The sequence below is a fragment of the Tunturibacter psychrotolerans genome, assembly GCF_040359615.1.
In the GTDB taxonomy this organism is placed as follows: Bacteria; Acidobacteriota; Terriglobia; order Terriglobales; family Acidobacteriaceae; genus Edaphobacter; species Edaphobacter psychrotolerans.
The window spans coordinates 1944632-1961482 of sequence record NZ_CP132942.1 but is presented as its reverse complement, the minus strand read 5'-3'; the positions used below and the strand labels follow the sequence as shown (position 1 = coordinate 1961482).

Sequence of the window (16851 nt, the reverse complement as noted above, 5' to 3'; positions counted from 1 at the left end):
GCATCTTCACCTTAGCATGGTCCGACACACCGTCATCCACCCAAAAAGTCGTAGTCGCAGCGCCTAAAATCGCGCCTAAGCAGCCTTGCTCTTCAGCAGATCAAGCGCCTTCGTCAGCTGTTCATCCACCGTCACCGCCGGCTTCTGCAGCGGCGTCTGCTGCTGCTTCTCCGACGGCGTAGCCGTATCCTCTTCGGCCACAGCCTCTTCGGTGTTCGAAGCTACCAGCACACCCGGCGTCACGCCGTCATCCTGCAGCTTCTTCCCCGAAGGCGACTCATACTTCGCGATCGACAGAATCAACGCCGCACCATCCGGCAGCTCAAACGTCTTCTGCTGAGCACCTTCACCAAACGTCTTCTCACCCACCAGATCCGCCCGCTTGTTATCGAGCAGCGCCGCAGCCACCAGTTCTGCCGGCCCCGCCGTCCCACGATTCACCAGCACCACCACTGGCGCTGTCGGATTGATCGCCTTCGAAGCCTCCGCCGTAAACGTCTGCTTCGCGACCTTCTGCCCCTCCAGCATCGCAATCGTGCCGTCCTTCAGGAAGAAGTTCGCCAGCCGCGTCGCCTCCGGCATATCGCCCGCTGCAACGTCCCGCAGATCGAGCAGAATCTTCTTGTTCCCCGCCTTCGGCATCGCCTTCAGCTTGGCCTCGATCTGCTGCACGTGATCGTGATCCAGCACGCCAGGCTTCAAGTAAAGAATCGACGAGTTCTCATACATCGTCTCCGCAACCGGCGGCGGCGGTGTCGACACCCGCGTCATCACAATCTTGTCCGGCGCCGCCTTCCGCGGCCGCACCACCGAAACCGTCAACTCGCTCCCCGGCTGGCCCTCCAGCAATAACTGAATCATCGCCAGCGAGATATCCCGCGTATCCTGGGGCCCAATCGCCTCGATAATGTCGCCGTCAGTAAGATTCGCCTTATCCGCCGGGCTTCCCGGCACCACCGAAACCACGGTCGCATACCCAAACCGCTTCGACACATTGATCCCTACCTGCGCTTTGCCGCCCTTATCTTCTTTGAACGCCTTATAGTCGTCCGGCGTCAGATAGCTCGAGTCAGCATCAAGCGACTCCAGGAGCCCACGCAACGCGCCATTTGTCACCGCGTTGATGTTCGGCTCTTCGACATAGTCTGTCTGAATATGCCGCAGCACTTCGCTATACACATTGATCTGGCGATAAGCCCCATCCTGCGGCTCGCTCGCAGCACTCACTGGGTTTGAGTTCACCCCTAAAAACACGGTGACCACAAGAACAACCGAAACAGCAAGCAACAAAATCTTCGAGATCTTAGGCATAGTTCAGTGCGACTCCAAAAGGGGTGTTCCCGGCACAATACCGGTTAGACGCATCCCGCAGGCAAAAGCTCCCGCAGGCGATACAACATAGACAAAATGATACTCTCGATCCATAGAGAGTGCGCCTGCAGTCGCTATAACACTTTGGTGGCGGTGGGCAGAATCGAACTGCCGACCTACGGGTTATGAGTCCGTCGCTCTAACCATCTGAGCTACACCGCCAATGTGTAAAGGGGTATGCCGGCACAAACATCTCTGTAGTCAGAGAGAACGATCGCCACGGCACAGCCATCTCCAATCATACTTGATTCCGGCCACAGCGAAAAGCCGGCGGGCCACGACGGAAAGCCGACCATTCTCGGCGTAATCCCCGCCCGCCTAGCCTCCACCCGCCTGCCCCGCAAGGTCCTCCGCACCATCGCCGGACGCCCCATGCTCGCCTGGGTATACGACGCCGCCAGCGCCTGCCCTCAGCTCGACCGCGTCCTCATCGCCGCTGACTCCGACGAAGTCGCCGAGCTCTGCCACCGCAATCAATGGCCCGTCCAGCTCACCTCACCCGACCTCCCCAGCGGCACCGACCGCGTCCACGCCGTCGCCCGCCACCACCACGCCGACATCTACGTCAACATCCAGGGCGACGAGCCCCTACTCAAGCCCGAGCACCTCACCGCCCTACTCCGCCCCTTCACCCAGCAGCACGTCGAAGTCTCCACCCTCAAAGTCCTCTGTACACCAGAAAACATCACCAACCCCAACGCCGTAAAAGTAGTCACCGCAACCGACGGCCGCGCCCTCTACTTCTCCCGAGCCACCATCCCATACGACCGCGATGGAGCCGCTCCTCAATACTGGAAGCACATCGGCCTCTACGCCTACCGCAAGGACACCCTCGAGGGCTTCCCCACCCTACCCCCCAGCCTCCTCGAACAAACCGAGCGCCTCGAGCAACTCCGCTTCCTCGAAAACAACATCCCGGTTCACGTAGAGCCCACCGAGCACGACACCATCGGAGTCGACACCGAAGAAGACCTCCATCGCGTCGAAGCCTTGCTCCTGCGCTGAGGCACTCTCCTCCAATTTGACGTAAAGTCGGTCTTGGTCCATAAAGGAGTGCAAGGAGAGCTTCCATGGGCGCAAAAGAGAAACCGAACTCGATTGGTCAGCCAGTGCCGGAGCTGCCTGTCGCCGATGTCGAACGGGCACAACAGCACTACAGAGATGCACTCGGCTTTAAGATTGGTTGGCTTTACTCCGACAAAGAGATCGGCGCAGTCTCACGCGAAAACGTGGCAATATTCTTTCGCAGAAGGAAACCGCCTTTCGAACCCACCGTTCACTGGGTATTCGCTGAAGACGTCGATGCCTCATTTCAGGAGTTAACATCGTTAGGCGCCAACATCGTGGATCCTCTGGAAAGAAAACCCTGGGGACTACGCCAGTTCACGGTGGAGGATCTGGACGGGAATCTCTTTTACTTCCATCACGACTAACCAAGCCGCTGGAGCAAGCGCCATGACCCATCAAGCCGAACAAACTCTACTTCGCCCTGTTCTCAGCTCGACGGAAGCGCAACTGTTCGTCGCAGACATCAAAGCCTCATGCGATTTCTATGCCGATAAGCTCGGCTTCACGGTCGCCTTCGTCTACGGCGATCCACCCCACTTCGGCCAGGTCACCCGAGACCATGCGCGCCTCAATCTACGTGTGGTCGACGAACCCGTGTTCGTTGGCGATATTCGCGAGCGCGAGCAGCTACTCTCTGCTTCGCTCACCCTCGCAACCGCAGAAGAAATCGAACAGCTCTTTTTGAGCTACCAGGCCGCAGGAGTGCGCTTTAGTCAAACCTTCAAGAAGGAGTCCTGGGGCAGCAGTACCTTCATCGTGACCGATCCCGATGGAAATCTCATCCTCTTCGCCGGCCCGGCGGATTAAACCGAATCGCCGTGCAGTAAACTACTAGCGGAGCCGGAGCATGTTGCTCGAACTCGCCAAACCCGTAGCTCTTCTCCTCTGCCTGCTCTCCCTCTTCGCTGTCTTCCACACTATCTTCTTCACCCTCGAAGACCCCCAACTCCTCCTCCAGCCCCACCAGGCCAGCCGCGACCGCGTGATCGACTCGCTCCTCCTCCTGGCCCTCTCGGCAGGCATCTCCGTCGTCGGCGCCTTCATCTTCCGCGAAGCCGAACCGTACCCCCACTCGTCCCTCTTCGCCACCCTCCCCCTGCAACTCTTCTATTGGGCCACCGCCATCATGCTGATCCTCTTCCCCCTCGCATCATTCCTCGAAACCCACTACATCTTCACCCCCACCATCCACTGGTAGACACAGAAAACCTTGTCAAGCCCTAAAACGCGATAAACCACTAACAATCAAACACATGCATGTGGCGTATCAGTTCGGTTCAATTAGCTATACTTGATATCGACAAAGAAAAGCTCCGGCAACCCCGGAGCTTTTTTTGCGTGTCCAGACAGACAATTTGCCGTAACTCCTTTGACTGGACGAATTTAGCCGTAAGCCTTTTGCAATGACGATTTTGCGAAGAACGAATCTTGTAAATGGCTGATACAAAGGAATTTACGCGAAGGTAAGGGGGGAGGGGGGTAAAGCATCACCCAGCTTCAGACCATCGTAGCGAATCGAACCTCGAGCCCCGCTGCGCCTACGGTCACCGCCACGCCCTCAAGCGATCCCACTATCCACTGCGCCCGCCCCAGCTCCGCAGCAGAGTGCGTTCCTACAACACCAAGCACACGGCACCCAGCAGCCAACCCAGCGCCAACCCCAGAAGGTGCATCTTCCACCACCAAACAATCCTCCGGCCGCAATCCCAGCAGCTCGGCACCACGCCGGTACGGCTCAGGATCCGGCTTACCCCGCTCCACCATGTCTGCGCTGATAATGCGCTCCGGAATCGGCAAACCCGCCACCTTCAGCCGACCCAGCATAAGTCTTCTCGTCGCAGAAGTCACAATCGCCCACCGCTCCACCGGCAGGCTCTCCAGCAGAGTCTTCGCCCCCGGCAGCACCACCAGGTCAGCCATATCATCCATCTCCAGATCCTCGATGTATCGCAGTCCCTCCTCCGGGTCGATATCCGGGCGCAGCGCCTTCACAACCTCGATAGCCCGCACCCCATGCGGCACCTCGTAGACCTCCGCATTCGGAATCTCATAGTGCTCCGCCCACTGCCGCCAGCAACGCACCACCGCACCAATCGAGCTGATCAGTACTCCATCCATATCGAACAGGATGCCCTTCGCGGTCACACAAACCGTCTCGCTCAAGCCTCACGTCCTTGCAGGACAAACGCCTGCGCTGCCGCCAACACCTTATTCACCGACTCCACCGAACAACTCTCGCAGTACACCCGCAGCAGCGGTTCCGTCCCAGAGGCGCGAAGGAGCAGCCACGTCTCCGCCGCATTTGGTTTGCTGGCACAGTCAGGATTCCCCAAAAAGAACTTGATCCCATCCAGCGTCTCCACCCGCAGCACCTTCAAACCCGCAAAGTCCTTTACCCCAGCCTTCGCCCTGGCAATCGCGGACTGCTTCAACTCCTCATTGATATGCATATCGATGCGCCCATACTGGTGCTCGCCGAACTCCTCCTGCAACGCCGCGACAAGCTGGCCCAGCGTCTTCTTCTCGTCCGCCATCACGTTGGCCAGCAGCAGCGAATTCAGCATCCCGTCCCGCTCCGGCAGATGCCGGCTGATGCCAATGCCACCCGACTCCTCGCCACCAATCAGAATCTCCTGCTCGAGCATAAGGTCGCAGACATACTTGAAGCCGATCCCATGCTCATGCAGCCGCCGCCCATACTTCGCGCAGATTCGGTCGAGCATCTTCGTCGTGTTGAAGGCGCGTGTCACATCGCCGGGCCACTTCTTGCGTTCGAGCAACCACTTCAACAGCACCGCAAAGATCTTGTGCGCATCCACCACGTTGCCATGCTCATCCACCGCACCAATACGGTCCGCATCGCCATCCGTGATCAGCCCCGCATCGCACTTCGTAGCAACCACGGCGCCCCGCGTAACCTTGATGTGCGGCATAATCGGCTCAGGATTAATCTCAGGAAAAGCAGGATTGATCTCGTCGCGAATCTCGACGTATGGAATGCCCGCCCTCGAGAAGATGCCTGAAACCACCCCGCGCCCCGCGCCATACATGCAATCGATCAAAAACCTGTACCCGGAGGAGCGAATGGCATCGAGATCAACAAACCGCGCAATCGCAGCAACGTAATCCGTGTTGAAATCGGCCGTCTCGATCGACGCAGGCTTCGCGGCCTTCACCAGCGGCTTGTCGAGATAGCTCTCGATCGCGGCCATGATAGAAGGCTTGCCCGAACCGCCATAACTGGCCTTGTACTTCACGCCATTCCACTCGGCCGGATTATGGCTCGAGGTGATCATCACGCCGCCCGCAGCCTTGCGCTCGCGCACCGCGAACGAAAGTGCAGGCGTAGGCGTAATCTCCGCACCCATAGCCACCGGGATGCCCGCCCCGGCCAGCACTTCGGCAACAACCTTCGCGAAGGAGTGTGAGCCGAACCGCGTATCGTAAGCGATGCACACCCCGGCCGCCGCGTCTTCGTGCGCTAAAACATAATTCGCAATCGCAGCCGCCGCGACCCGTACATTCGCATACGTAAAATCATCCGCGATGATGCCCCGCCAGCCGTCAGTGCCAAACTTTACAACCGTCTCAGCCATAATTTGTTCGATTTTCCTGAATGAATTGATGCACGACAAGCCAGGTTGAGACCACTAGATGAGATCTTCTCGCCCAGCACTCTTCAACTCCGCAACAACCTTTCCAACATCCTGCGATCGTTCGCGAGTCGTAATCAGCAAGGCATCTTTCGTCTGAACCACAACGAGATTCGTCACACCAACCAGCGCAATCACCTTGCCTGGAGCGTGAATGTAGTTCCCACTCGAATCGATCGAGATGCAAAGCGGATCTTCGCCTTCGAAGACATTCGCCACCGAAACGTTCTCAGGCGGACAACCAGCCGCATGTTCATGCAGCGCCGACCAGCAGCCCAGATCGTTCCACTCAAAGTCGCCTGGAAGACTGTAGATCTCAGCGCCTGCTTCGCCTTTAGCCGAACGCGGTTCAAGCACCGCATAGTCAATGCTGATGTTGTCGCACAGCGGATAAACCTCGGCGAAGACCCGCTCGAACTCCTCCTTCGACGTGCGATAAGCCACAGCAATCCGCTCCAGCAGCGGAGCCATCGCAGGACAATGCTCGCGGATCGCGTTCGCCAAAGTCCGCGCACTCCAGAGGAAGATTCCTCCGTTCCAAGCGTAGTTCCCCGAAGCGACAAACTCCTCCGCAACCTCAAGGTTCGGCTTCTCAGTAAACCTCTTCACCCGCCGAACCGCAACTCCCGGAAACGGAACCTGCGACGGCTCAACAACCTCGCCCAGTTCAATGTAGCCATAACCAGTCTCAGCGCGCGTCGGAGGAACGCCCAGCACGACGATCTTCTCACCGCTCGCAGCAATCGCAATCCCAGCGCGAATCACCTGCGCAAAGCGAGCTATATTCTTCACCACATGATCGGATGGAAAGACGCCGATCACTGTCTCTGGAGAACTCGGTTCCAGCAGGAACGCAGCAAGAGCGCACGCAGGCGCAGTATTCCTGGCCGCAGGTTCGCTCAGGATATGTTTGCGAGGCACCTCAGGAAGCTGCTCGGCAATTAGGTCATCAAGCAGGCTGTTCGTAATCACCCATACTTCGGCGGGGTCAACCACCGGAGTCAGACGCTCAACCGTCTGCTGAATCATGGTGCGCTCTCCATCCAGAGCCAACACCTGCTTCGCTCGCGCCTTCCGGCTTCGAGGCCAGAACCGTGTTCCGCTGCCACCTGCAAGAATCACCGGAGCGAACTTCAGCTCCGTCTTACTGCCTTCAATGGGCATAAGCCTCCATCTTAGTGAAAAGACCGCACCAAGCAGCAGTGCGGTCCAGACGCAAGATCAACAGCTAACTCAACGTTGCGAAGTAGTCCCGCATTCGTTTGACACCTTCATCCACAACGTCGTGCGATACCGCATACGAAAGCCGAATATGCTCCGAGGTCCCGAAAGCCTCACCCGGAACAACCACAACGTGCGCCTCACTCAGAAGCTTCGCCGCCAGATCCGATGCTGACTTGATGCCACCCTTGCCAATGAACTTACTGACATTGGGATACACGTAGAAAGCTCCCTGCGGGACAGTGCAGGTCAATCCAGGAATCGTCTTGAAGCCTGCCAGCGTCTGATCGCGCAGCTTGATGTAGTCGGCGCGCATCTCCGTCACACACTCCTGCGATCCCGTCAGCGCAGCAATGGAAGCACGCTGCACCATACTCGCGGTATTCGACGTGCTCTGCGACTGCAGCTTGCTCATCGCCGCAATGATTGGCTTTGGCCCAAGCGCAAAGCCAGCTCGCCAACCAGTCATCGCGTAGGTCTTCGATAGCGAACCCAACACAACGATGTGCTCCTTGCAGTCCGTGAACGACCCGCCGCTGACAACCTCACCGGTAAACGTCAGGTAGACGTAGCACTCGTCAAGCAGAACGTAAATGCCATGCTTGTGAGCCAAGCGAACGATAGCTTCGAGATCGTCGGGAGCGACCACGGCGCCCGAAGGATTCGATGGGGTATTGAGGATGATCGCCTTAGTCTTCGGGGTGATCGCAGCTTCGATCATCTTCGCTGTGATGCGGAAGTTCTCTTCTTCTTTGCTCTCCACTAAGACGACCTTGCCACCAGCGTACTGAATGATGTCCTTGAAAGAGACCCAGTAGGGAACGGGAAGAATGACCTCATCGCCGTGGTCAACCAAAACCTGGATGGCGTTGAAGAGGGCCAGCTTTCCGCCGGTTGTGAAGACGCACTCGTCGGGCGTGTAGTTCGAGCCGAAGTCACATGCGTGCCGATCCACGATCGCTTTGCGAACCTCGGGAATGCCGGCCACGTTCGTGTAGCGGGTAAAATTCTTCTCGATCGCCTCGATGGCCGCATCCTTGATGTGGCGCGGTGTGGAGAAGTGAGGTTCGCCCGCACCGAAGTCTGCAAGATTCACGCCTTCAGACTTGAGCTTCAGCGCTGCGGCTGTGATCGCCATGGTTGCGGAAACTTCGATCCGGCCGATGCGGTCGGCAAATATCTTCGTTGCTGTCGCGGTGGTCATATCTCTAGTGTGGCAGATTTGGCCAGCGAGATAAAGGAGCAAGTCTTCTCAAGCCTTTAGAGCAGATTTGGGACCTTCGCTTTCAGACGCTCGACGACCAGGGGCGGCACAAGCGCCGTAACGTCGCCACCGAGCTGGAAGACGCCCTTTATCAGCCTCGAACTGACGTAAGTGTACTTTTCGGCTGGCATCATGAAGAGCGTTTCGAGCTCAGGATCGAGCTTCCGGTTCATCATCGCCATCTGAAACTCGTATTCGTAGTCACTGATGGCTCGAATGCCTCGAAGGACTGCTTTCGCACCCTGTTGTCGGGCGAAGTCGACCAGAAGACCGTTGAATGTCGTGACTGAGACGTTGCCAAAACTGCGAGTCGCCTCAGTGATCATCTCTTCGCGCTCGGGAACCGTGAACAGAGGCGTCCCTTTTTCGGAGTTGCGAAGGATCGCGACCACTAAATGATCCACAATCTTCGATCCTCGGGCGATCAGGTCGAGGTGCCCGTTGGTCAATGGATCGAAGGTTCCGGGGTAAATCGCTTTCACTGTATGCATGCATGAGCAGCATACCTCGCTTTCTCGATAAAAAATAAATCCACGCTTTTCTGTAGTCTTGCGGGTACCCTCAGGCGTCTCTTCCAATAGCCAAAACATCGGCGGCAACACAGCCACGGTTTCTTCATGCCATCACAAGCTCTCAGTTCCGATAGTCTCTCCACCGACCGGCAGACGCTCGTCGCACAACGAGCACCGGCTACTCCGCTCGACGATATGGATTCGATCGTCGCTACCTATGAACAAAGAATCTTCAGGTTCCATCTAGTCTCGATCAGGGATCGCGATGTAGCGCAGACGCTAACCCAGGACACGTTTGTCCGGGCCTGGTCAGCTCGCAACAGCTTCCGCGGCGATTGTTCGATATCGACCTGGTTGATGCGGATCGCGTTGAACTTGGTACGCGATCACACTCGGACCGACCGTTTCCGCTTCTGGAAGCGGGTTTCGGATACAGCCATCGATGTGTCCGACATCGCGTCGCACGTTCCACATCGCGATAGTTCGCTTGAGTCGCGCCTGATCGCAAGCGAGCAGATGGCCCTAGTGTGGGAGAGTGTTGCGCAGCTCTCGGAGCGTCAGAGAAGCATCTTCCTTCTCCGTTTTCTGGAGGAGCTTGAACTCTCCGAGATCGCCAGCATCACCGGTTTGCCTATCAGCACCGTCAAGACACACCTTTACCGCGCCCTCGCGACGATTCGGGCTCGCCATAACGCTACTCTCAAGGACTCTCTATGAACCTCCACCTTACTCACGAGCAACTCTGCGATGTTCTCCTCGCCGACTCGTCCCAACAGTCTGTCGGCGATCGCGACACCGATGTCGTCAAGCAGCATCTTCAGGCCTGCCTGATCTGCTCAGCAGAGCTGAAGAGCCTGCGCGATTCGCTCTCGCACTTCCGTGATGCCTCGGTCGCCTATTCCCGACAGCAGTTCGCGCAGAGCTACGCGCAGCGATCGTCGATTGCGCCTCCGCACAGCGTGCTCTCGCAACCACTTTACTGGGCTGCAGCGGCGGTCATCTTCGTCGCTGCCCTTTTTCCCGTCTCGTTGCACCGGCAAACGACTGCTCGCGAGGCCATGAAGACCGCCGCGGTGGCTGCTCAGAACGCTGAGTCGGATGAGGCTTTGCTCTCCGATATCGACCAGAAGGTTTCGGCCGATGTGCCTTCGCCGATGCAGCCGCTGGCCGACCCGACCGATGAGACTACTTCGACGACTTCTACTTCAGACCAAAGGACAAACTGATATGCGCTTGAAACCTGTACTTTCGATTGTTTTATTCGCGACTCTTTCTGCTACTTTCTTGCCGGCGCAACCCACCCCAGGAGGTCCTCCGCAGCCGGGCGGCGGGATGGGCCGCGGCGGATGGGGAGGAGGCGAGGGGATGCGTGGCGGCCTTCGCATCGGACCTCCGGGAATCTGGTGGCATAACGCTGACCTGATCCAGAAGCTTGCCCTGACGCCGGACCAGCAGAAGAAGATGGATGACATCCTGCAGCAGAGCAAGCTGCAGTTGATCGACCTGCGGGCCAACGTAGAGAAGCAGGAGGTTCTGATGGAGCCGATGCTGGCGGCGAACCCTCCGGATACAAACAAGATCCTGGCGCAGATCGACCAGGCGGCTCAGGCTCGTGCGGAGCTTGAAAAGGCCAACGCCAAGATGCTGCTGGGCATTCGCAATGTGCTGACGCCCGACCAGTGGACCAAGCTGCAGGCCGAGCAGCGCGAACATCGCCGCACGAGGATGGGGGGCGGCAGTAACGGTCCCGGTGGTCAGGGTGGTCAGGGTGCGCCCCCTCCAGGTGGTCCGGGTGGCGGCGAAGGGATGGAGTAGGAACCGCTCCAGCGCCGAGTTGGGCTTTCTTTCTGACCCTAAAGGTACCCTCCCCTCCCCCCCGGGGTTGCCTTCGAGTAAGACATTGAACAGCTTACGACTATTGATTCGCGCAAAATCGTCATACTAAAAGACTTGCGGCCAAATTCGTCCAAGCAAAGGAGTTGCGGCCGTTTGTTAGCTTTATCGCGTAAAAAGCCCCGAATAAACTTGGGGCTTTTTTGACTCTGTTCCAGTATAAAACGTTTGGCATAACTGATACGCCACGGATATGTGGCTTGTTTGCAACTGTTTGGGCGGGAATGGGGCTTGACAGCGTTTTCCTGTCGGTTTGTCGAACGAAGAAACGCCGGCGATTGGGTCGCCGGCGTTTTCTTATGATTATTTGCTGTTTTCGCCTGATTACTTCTTGGCGCGAACGGCTTCCTTGGCCTGAACGGGACCGTCGGCAGGGACCGGGGGAACATCGGCAGAGGCTACGCCGGAGATGCCGAGCTTCTTGCGGAGTTCCGAGTCGACGCGGGCGAATACGTCCTTGTTGTCCTTGAGGAAGCCGCGGACGTTTTCACGGCCCTGGCCGATGCGCTCGCCCTGATAGCTGTACCAGGCTCCGCTCTTGTCGACGATGTTGTGGAGGACGGCGAGGTCGAGGACGTCACCCTCGCGGGAGATGCCTTCGCCATAGAGAATGTCGAACTCGGCGTCGCGGAAGGGTGCGGCGACCTTGTTCTTGACGATCTTGACCTTGGTGCGGGAGCCGACGACCGAATCGCCATCCTTGACTGCGCCAATGCGGCGAATGTCGATACGGACGGACGAGTAGAACTTGAGGGCCTTGCCGCCGGTTGTGGTTTCGGGGTTGCCGAACATGACGCCAATCTTCTCGCGAATCTGGTTGATGAAGATGAGGCAGGTACGAGACTTGGAGACGGTTCCGGTGAGCTTCCGAAGTGCCTGACTCATCAAACGTGCCTGTAGCCCCATGTGGGAGTCGCCCATCTCGCCGTCGAGTTCGGCCTTGGGGACGAGGGCTGCGACGGAGTCGACTACGAGAACGTCGATGGCATTCGAACGGACGAGGGCCTCGACGATTTCAAGGGCTTGTTCGCCGTAGTCAGGCTGGCTGACGAGGAGATTGTCGATGTCTACGCCAAGCTTTGCGGCGTACGCGGGGTCGAGCGCGTGTTCGGCATCGACGAAGGCTGCGAGGCCGCCGGACTTCTGGGCCTCGGCAATGATCTGGAGGGTGATCGTGGTTTTGCCCGAGGACTCAGGGCCGAAGATTTCGATAACGCGTCCACGTGGGACGCCGCCTACGCCGAGGGCTGCGTCGAAGGAGATGGAACCGGTAGAGATGACCGAGATCGGCACGACGTCTTTCGAGCCGAGCCGCATGATGGAACCTTTGCCAAACTGCTTTTCCAGCCCGGAAAGGGCCAGTTCTATTGCCTTGCTGCGGTCATCTGCCACGATATTTCGCTCCTAAGGGTGGGTAAAAGGGAGGTTGATGTTTCAATTTGGGATTCTAGCATTCAAAACGGGAAAAGCAAATAAAAGGCGAACATGCAAAGTCATCACGATGTCCGTTTTACCCTTCTCATGGGAGCGGGGATGGGAGCATGTCATCTTTTGTATTGAAATTGAAGCTTGTCAGGATCCAATTTTGCCCTGTTTTGTAGACAAGAAACTTGGCAAACAGCGGTCCGTTGTCGTAGTCCAAGACGAGATATAGAACTCGCGTTCTCGACGAAAGATCTCGGGTACCGATCACCTCAAATGCTTGGTAAGAACCGTAGAAATCTTGAATTTGACGCAGCGCATTTGCCTGGCTAAGGGCCTCCTTACTTCCTTCGATTGGGCTACCTTTAATCCAAGTTTTGACAGCTTCCTCTGGACCTTTGTCCTTATAAGCCTCCAGCCCCGCAGTAATGATGGAGGGGATGTCCCCCACAGTGCGTTTTTGGTCAGGTAGCGCTACGGCCGATGCCAGATAACCGAACATAAGAACAGAACACAAGATAAGAAAAGTGGGCTTGCGCATTTTCGATTGCCTTTCAGGAGGGAAGAGCCAAACTCGATTCGATTGCCCGGTCCTTACCAACCTAAATGCACCAGGCTTACAACACAATTACAACTAACGTCGTAGATTATTCACTCGCAGTTTGCGCGGATGGGACCACTTGCGAAAATATGTGCAGTTCAAGCTGATTGGTCCTTTACCGAGCACATTTTTCCTTTTGCTAAGAATCAGGCACGCCATTCTCGATCTCTGTTGCTACCATCCGAAATGTTCCATTGTCATTGAAGAGAAGACCACGAACACGCGCCTTAACACCGACTGACAACGGTGAAGTTGTAATGGTATGGGTTTCGGAAGTGGAATAGGCTACGACGGTTTGCGTCGAGGCGAACAGTGTAATGAGATCGTCGTTGAATAAGATGACCTGGTACGAGGTCTGCCCATTCTGGTTGGAGATTGCTGCGACCGTACCATTGATGGTCTGCGGCTCAAGTGTAACAACGCTGGTTACAGGAACGATATTCCCAACTGTTTGCAGCGCTTGGATTGGCGTAGCGATATTTGCCCAGGAAGGATGGATTGTGCATTGAGAGTCGGTGTGAACGGAAGCCCGGCCGGTGCGGTGCCGTTGGGCCACGAGATCTCGAACTGCGCAGACGGATTGATTTGAACGTTGTTGTCATAAAATCCAGTTCCGTTTGGAAGATTTGGACCTGTTGCTCACGGCCGGAACTGAAAAAGTAGCTCTGCACCGAGCCTTCGACAATCTGGCCGACCATGTCGTACTGCGGACCGGTCCCTTCGGTCTGTACATGGGTAGCAAGCATGGACCCGTCCGTTTGAAGCGCTGCGTCCACATCCACGAAGCTACCAACCGGCGGCGTTGCGGTACTATTTGCACCTGCAAAGACTGTTGAAGACGATGTGTTAAAGCTAAGGGAACTACCGCTGTCAGTTTCGATCGTAAGAGCGTTGCGGGAGCTGACGGTGACTTGACCGTGTACATCTTCCACTTTGCCGTCTTGCAGTGTGCTGGGATTGGCAGCGAGCGATACTGCTGAAAGTGAGAAGACAGGTTTGAAGGAAGTCTGGCCCCCGTCTGGAGCCAAAGCAGACGAACCGTCGAAATACGGAGTGTATGTTGTCGCTTGCGGAACATTCAGATTGAGCAATATGCCCATTGCGCTGCCACTGACCACTAATGAAGTGGTTAAAGGAAGTTGCACTGTGGCCGTCTCGGTGGACCGATCTTGTAGGTATTTACGCCGGTCGATCCGGGGCCACCACTTTGATCGATTACAACGAAGATCGAAGGACCGTAAGTCAGCTTGGCTGAGACGTAGTTTTTTTGAGGAACGTCCGTGGTAACAAGAGGACGTGCGACTCCGCTAATGGAGCCGAGCTCCACAAGTTGTGGCGCTGTGAGTATGGAGACAGATGTTCCGTCTTCGGCCAAGAGCGTGAGAGTTTGAATATTGAATTTGAAGATTGGGATGTTCGCCTTGTTTGTCGCTGTGATGAGGAGCGTGGCGTGGGTATTTGCGGGTACCGAGCCAGATCCGCCACCAGAAGCACACCCAGCAGAAAAAAGTAGAACAGACGAAGCAATACACACAGCCGTCAGTACGCGGCTGCAGAATTCGGACATCAGCTTTCCCATTGAACAGACCTCTGCATTGTGTTCAAGAGTGATTCGGGCAACAGTTTACTTTTGGAAAAAACACTCGACGAACTATGTTTGCGGACTCGCCATTTTGAAGATGGCACGCAATGCAGACGCTTTCAATGTGCCAGAAGTTGCACAGCTAAATATTTCTTTCTTTACGATGACTTGGCTTCGCGGTCTTATGGCCACGGTAAGCAACGCGACCTGTTTTATACGAATCGAACTTATCCAGGAGCGTATATGAGACTATTCCGCAAAGCTTTAGCCTTCTCAACTTTGGCCGCAACTCTTAGTGCCGGCCTCGCATTCGCTGAAGATCACTATGTTCGTCATGACGAATGGAAGAAGGGTGCTCAGATTCGTCACGAAGATTGGAACCGAGGCGACAAAGTCGACTATCGTCACTACCATCTGCAGGAACCACCGCGTGGCTACGAGTGGCGCCGGGTGGATGGAAATTACGTTCTTGCCGCAGCAGCTACAGGCGTGATCGCCACTGCGATCGTGGCTTCGACAGTCCACTAGTTTTTGATTTTCAGAAACGAATGTTGTGAAACAAACCCCGCCGCGATTTTATGTCGCGACGGGGTTTTTTGTTGGAGAAAGAGCACACCTTCGTAGAGCAAACTTTGACTTGATATCTATTGCGTCTACCGTTTTAGAAGATCCACGGGCTCGTTGACGTCTTCGATGCGGAAGTATTGGGCGAGTGATGGGTGCTTTTTCGCGACGGCCTTGTACATCTCCCAGGCTACGCGGCGGTAGCTGAAATGGCCGGCGACGCCGGAGCGGAGTTCGGAGATGTAGAGGGCTTCGGCGAAGTCCATCTTGAAGAGTGAGCGGCAACGAGTTGCCAGTGGGAGCAGATATTGCGCCGATTGCGCGGCCTCGGGAACATCGCTATCGCGCAGGGTGCGGTAGGTGGCGTAGATGGCGGCCAGCGCTTCGCTGTAGACGGTGGCGAGGCCCGCTTCGGCTAGGGTGGGCTGGCCGGGGCAGATGGGCTCGTCGTAGCCGTGGAGGTCGGTGTAGGGCTGGAGGAGCTGGACGCAGCGGCGATGGCGATGCATGTCGCGGAAGCCGCCGATGTCCATGAGGATGTCAAAGCGAAGGCTGTGGCCGGAAGAGAAGCTGCGGAGGAGTTCGTCGTGACGGCCGCGATGTTTGGTGCCGAGTGAGACCATCTCGCCGCGTTGGTTGGCGCTGAGGGCTGCGACGTTGTGCCGAATCTGGCGGTAGGGGTAGTGGCAATGCGGGTAGAGGAGCGAGGTGGCGAGCTCGACCTCGAGAGGCTCGTCGCCGTCGAGTAGGTCGACCACGGGTGAGGGAGCGATGGGCTGTGTGCCCATGAGTACGCGGGCCGCGTGGGCCAGCTCGCTGCGGGTTTCGCGTTGGTAGTCGTTGGGGGTGGCGTATTTGACCAGTGTGGGCGCGGTTTTTACGGGACGCAGGAAGGCTTCGTGAGCGCGTCGGCCGCAGTCGGCGTCGAGAGAGGTGATCTCTTCGCAGAGAACTTCGCCAGCTCCCTGCTGGACGTTCCATGCGGGTTCGGTTGCGGCGGTGCGAAGTTTTTCGCCGAGCTGTCGGACCTCGGCGAAGTCGCTGGTGAGCAGACGGGAGACCTGGGTTTCGAGAGTGCGGGCGTTGACGATCTGGCCGAGCGAAGTGTTCGTCGCCAGTGGAAGAAGGTAGCGGGCAACGTCGAAGGCGCGGGCTTTGAGGGTGCGGTCGTAGGCGTCGGGCTTCATCGATTCGGGCTGCGGGATCGCGACCTTGAGCGCGGTAAGTATGCCGGCACTGATCTTGTCGTAGGTGGTGAAGAGGCGCCCGACGGCGGCGGTGAAGGCAGGGGTCTCGGAGCCGAGGTCGGGCGTGAACCAGCCGGAGAGGCGAAAGTTTTGGTAGCGGGTGGAGCGCTCCTGGCCGTCCCAGCGTGTCTCGTCGACGAGCTCGATCGCGGCAAGGAGAGAGAGCCGTTCGATAGCGAAGGGGATGTGTGCGAGGTCGGCAATGGAGCGATGGCCGTAGGCAAAGTAGAAGGTGTTGAGGAACTGCTCCGCGCGCTGGGAGCTGATTTCGGCGAGCGACTCCTTCATGGTGAGAGCGGAGCGGGAGTACTTGGCCATGGCGTAGGCGAGGACCTCGGGGTCGGCGCCGTGGATGGCGTAGACGTCGGTCTCGGTGGCGGGAGGAGGGAGGGAGGGGCTTTTCTGGCTGTCGGACATGGTGATGCTCAGGATACTTGATCCTGTCGAAGTGGA

General features: G+C 57.2%; 19 protein-coding genes and 1 tRNA gene. 8 read left to right on the top strand and 12 right to left on the bottom strand.

Features of this window, described 5'->3' with window-relative positions; translation table 11 throughout:
• Positions 1-75: 75 nt before the first annotated feature.
• The gene (locus RBB77_RS08105; protein WP_353066298.1) at positions 76-1311 is read right to left on the bottom strand and encodes a S41 family peptidase; all 1236 of its coding nucleotides are present in this window, start codon (positions 1309-1311) and stop codon (positions 76-78) included.
• Positions 1312-1456: 145 nt separating this feature from the next.
• Positions 1457-1533, bottom strand: a tRNA-Met gene (locus RBB77_RS08100).
• Positions 1534-1665: 132 nt separating this feature from the next.
• Here RBB77_RS08100 and kdsB point away from each other — a divergent pair.
• The 4 genes from kdsB to RBB77_RS08080 all read left to right on the top strand — a co-directional run bounded on the left by kdsB (position 1666) and on the right by RBB77_RS08080 (position 3637).
• Entirely contained in the window at positions 1666-2376 is a 711-nt protein-coding gene (gene kdsB / locus RBB77_RS08095) for a 3-deoxy-manno-octulosonate cytidylyltransferase (RefSeq protein ID WP_434557112.1), read from the top strand.
• Between the two features lie 65 nt (positions 2377-2441).
• The gene (locus tag RBB77_RS08090; protein WP_353066296.1) at positions 2442-2804 is read left to right on the top strand and encodes a VOC family protein; all 363 of its coding nucleotides are present in this window, start codon (positions 2442-2444) and stop codon (positions 2802-2804) included.
• 22 nt (positions 2805-2826) lie between these two features.
• Positions 2827-3246 (top strand): VOC family protein, encoded by a 420-nt coding sequence (locus RBB77_RS08085; RefSeq protein WP_353066294.1) that lies wholly within the window; start codon positions 2827-2829, stop codon positions 3244-3246.
• 40 nt (positions 3247-3286) lie between these two features.
• Positions 3287-3637 carry a hypothetical protein gene (locus RBB77_RS08080; RefSeq protein ID WP_353066292.1) on the top strand — a complete coding sequence of 117 codons (351 nt, stop codon included), beginning with the start codon at positions 3287-3289 and terminating at the stop codon, positions 3635-3637.
• A 299-nt stretch (positions 3638-3936) separates the two neighbouring features.
• Here RBB77_RS08080 and RBB77_RS08075 read toward each other — a convergent pair whose 3' ends face one another.
• The 5 genes from RBB77_RS08075 to coaD form a co-directional block, all read right to left on the bottom strand.
• On the bottom strand, positions 3937-4602 hold the full coding sequence (locus tag RBB77_RS08075) for an HAD-IA family hydrolase (RefSeq protein WP_353066290.1): 666 nt from the start codon (positions 4600-4602) through the stop codon (positions 3937-3939).
• On the bottom strand, positions 4599-6035 hold the full coding sequence (locus RBB77_RS08070; RefSeq protein WP_353066288.1) for a phosphoglucomutase/phosphomannomutase family protein: 1437 nt from the start codon (positions 6033-6035) through the stop codon (positions 4599-4601). Before RBB77_RS08070 ends, RBB77_RS08075 begins: the two co-directional genes overlap by 4 nt.
• A gap of 54 nt (positions 6036-6089) precedes the next feature.
• Complete coding sequence (locus RBB77_RS08065) at positions 6090-7256, bottom strand: mannose-1-phosphate guanylyltransferase (RefSeq protein ID WP_353066286.1); 1167 nt, start codon at positions 7254-7256, stop codon at positions 6090-6092.
• 64 nt (positions 7257-7320) lie between these two features.
• Complete coding sequence (locus RBB77_RS08060) at positions 7321-8517, bottom strand: pyridoxal phosphate-dependent aminotransferase (RefSeq protein WP_353066284.1); 1197 nt, start codon at positions 8515-8517, stop codon at positions 7321-7323.
• Positions 8518-8573: 56 nt separating this feature from the next.
• On the bottom strand, positions 8574-9068 hold the full coding sequence (gene coaD / locus RBB77_RS08055; RefSeq protein WP_353066282.1) for a pantetheine-phosphate adenylyltransferase: 495 nt from the start codon (positions 9066-9068) through the stop codon (positions 8574-8576).
• A gap of 126 nt (positions 9069-9194) precedes the next feature.
• On the opposite strand from coaD, the gene RBB77_RS08050 reads away from it, so the two are divergent.
• From RBB77_RS08050 to RBB77_RS08040, 3 genes are read left to right on the top strand one after another with little or no spacing between them, the layout of a single operon-like run.
• Entirely contained in the window at positions 9195-9806 is a 612-nt protein-coding gene (locus RBB77_RS08050) for an RNA polymerase sigma factor (RefSeq protein ID WP_353066280.1), read from the top strand.
• Entirely contained in the window at positions 9803-10315 is a 513-nt protein-coding gene (locus RBB77_RS08045) for a hypothetical protein (protein ID WP_353066278.1), read from the top strand. The genes RBB77_RS08050 and RBB77_RS08045 overlap by 4 nt, the downstream gene beginning before the upstream one ends.
• A 1-nt stretch (position 10316) precedes the next feature.
• On the top strand, positions 10317-10904 hold the full coding sequence (locus tag RBB77_RS08040) for a Spy/CpxP family protein refolding chaperone (protein WP_353066277.1): 588 nt from the start codon (positions 10317-10319) through the stop codon (positions 10902-10904).
• Between the two features lie 402 nt (positions 10905-11306).
• Here RBB77_RS08040 and recA read toward each other — a convergent pair whose 3' ends face one another.
• The 4 genes from recA to RBB77_RS08020 all read right to left on the bottom strand — a co-directional run bounded on the left by recA (position 11307) and on the right by RBB77_RS08020 (position 14572).
• Entirely contained in the window at positions 11307-12374 is a 1068-nt protein-coding gene (recA, locus tag RBB77_RS08035) for a recombinase RecA (protein ID WP_353066275.1), read from the bottom strand.
• Positions 12375-12501: 127 nt separating this feature from the next.
• Positions 12502-12945, bottom strand: coding sequence for a hypothetical protein (locus RBB77_RS08030; protein WP_353066273.1), 444 nt, complete (start codon positions 12943-12945; stop codon positions 12502-12504).
• A gap of 467 nt (positions 12946-13412) precedes the next feature.
• Positions 13413-14150: a DUF5666 domain-containing protein gene (locus RBB77_RS08025; RefSeq protein ID WP_353066271.1), complete on the bottom strand. Its 738-nt coding sequence runs from the start codon at positions 14148-14150 to the stop codon at positions 13413-13415.
• The gene (locus RBB77_RS08020; RefSeq protein ID WP_353066269.1) at positions 14135-14572 is read right to left on the bottom strand and encodes a hypothetical protein; all 438 of its coding nucleotides are present in this window, start codon (positions 14570-14572) and stop codon (positions 14135-14137) included. Before RBB77_RS08020 ends, RBB77_RS08025 begins: the two co-directional genes overlap by 16 nt.
• Before the next feature lie 258 nt (positions 14573-14830).
• On the opposite strand from RBB77_RS08020, the gene RBB77_RS08015 reads away from it, so the two are divergent.
• Positions 14831-15115: an RcnB family protein gene (locus RBB77_RS08015; RefSeq protein WP_353066267.1), complete on the top strand. Its 285-nt coding sequence runs from the start codon at positions 14831-14833 to the stop codon at positions 15113-15115.
• A gap of 125 nt (positions 15116-15240) precedes the next feature.
• Here RBB77_RS08015 and RBB77_RS08010 read toward each other — a convergent pair whose 3' ends face one another.
• Positions 15241-16815: an FAD-dependent thymidylate synthase gene (locus RBB77_RS08010; protein ID WP_353066265.1), complete on the bottom strand. Its 1575-nt coding sequence runs from the start codon at positions 16813-16815 to the stop codon at positions 15241-15243.
• Between the last annotated feature and the right edge of the window lie 36 nt (positions 16816-16851).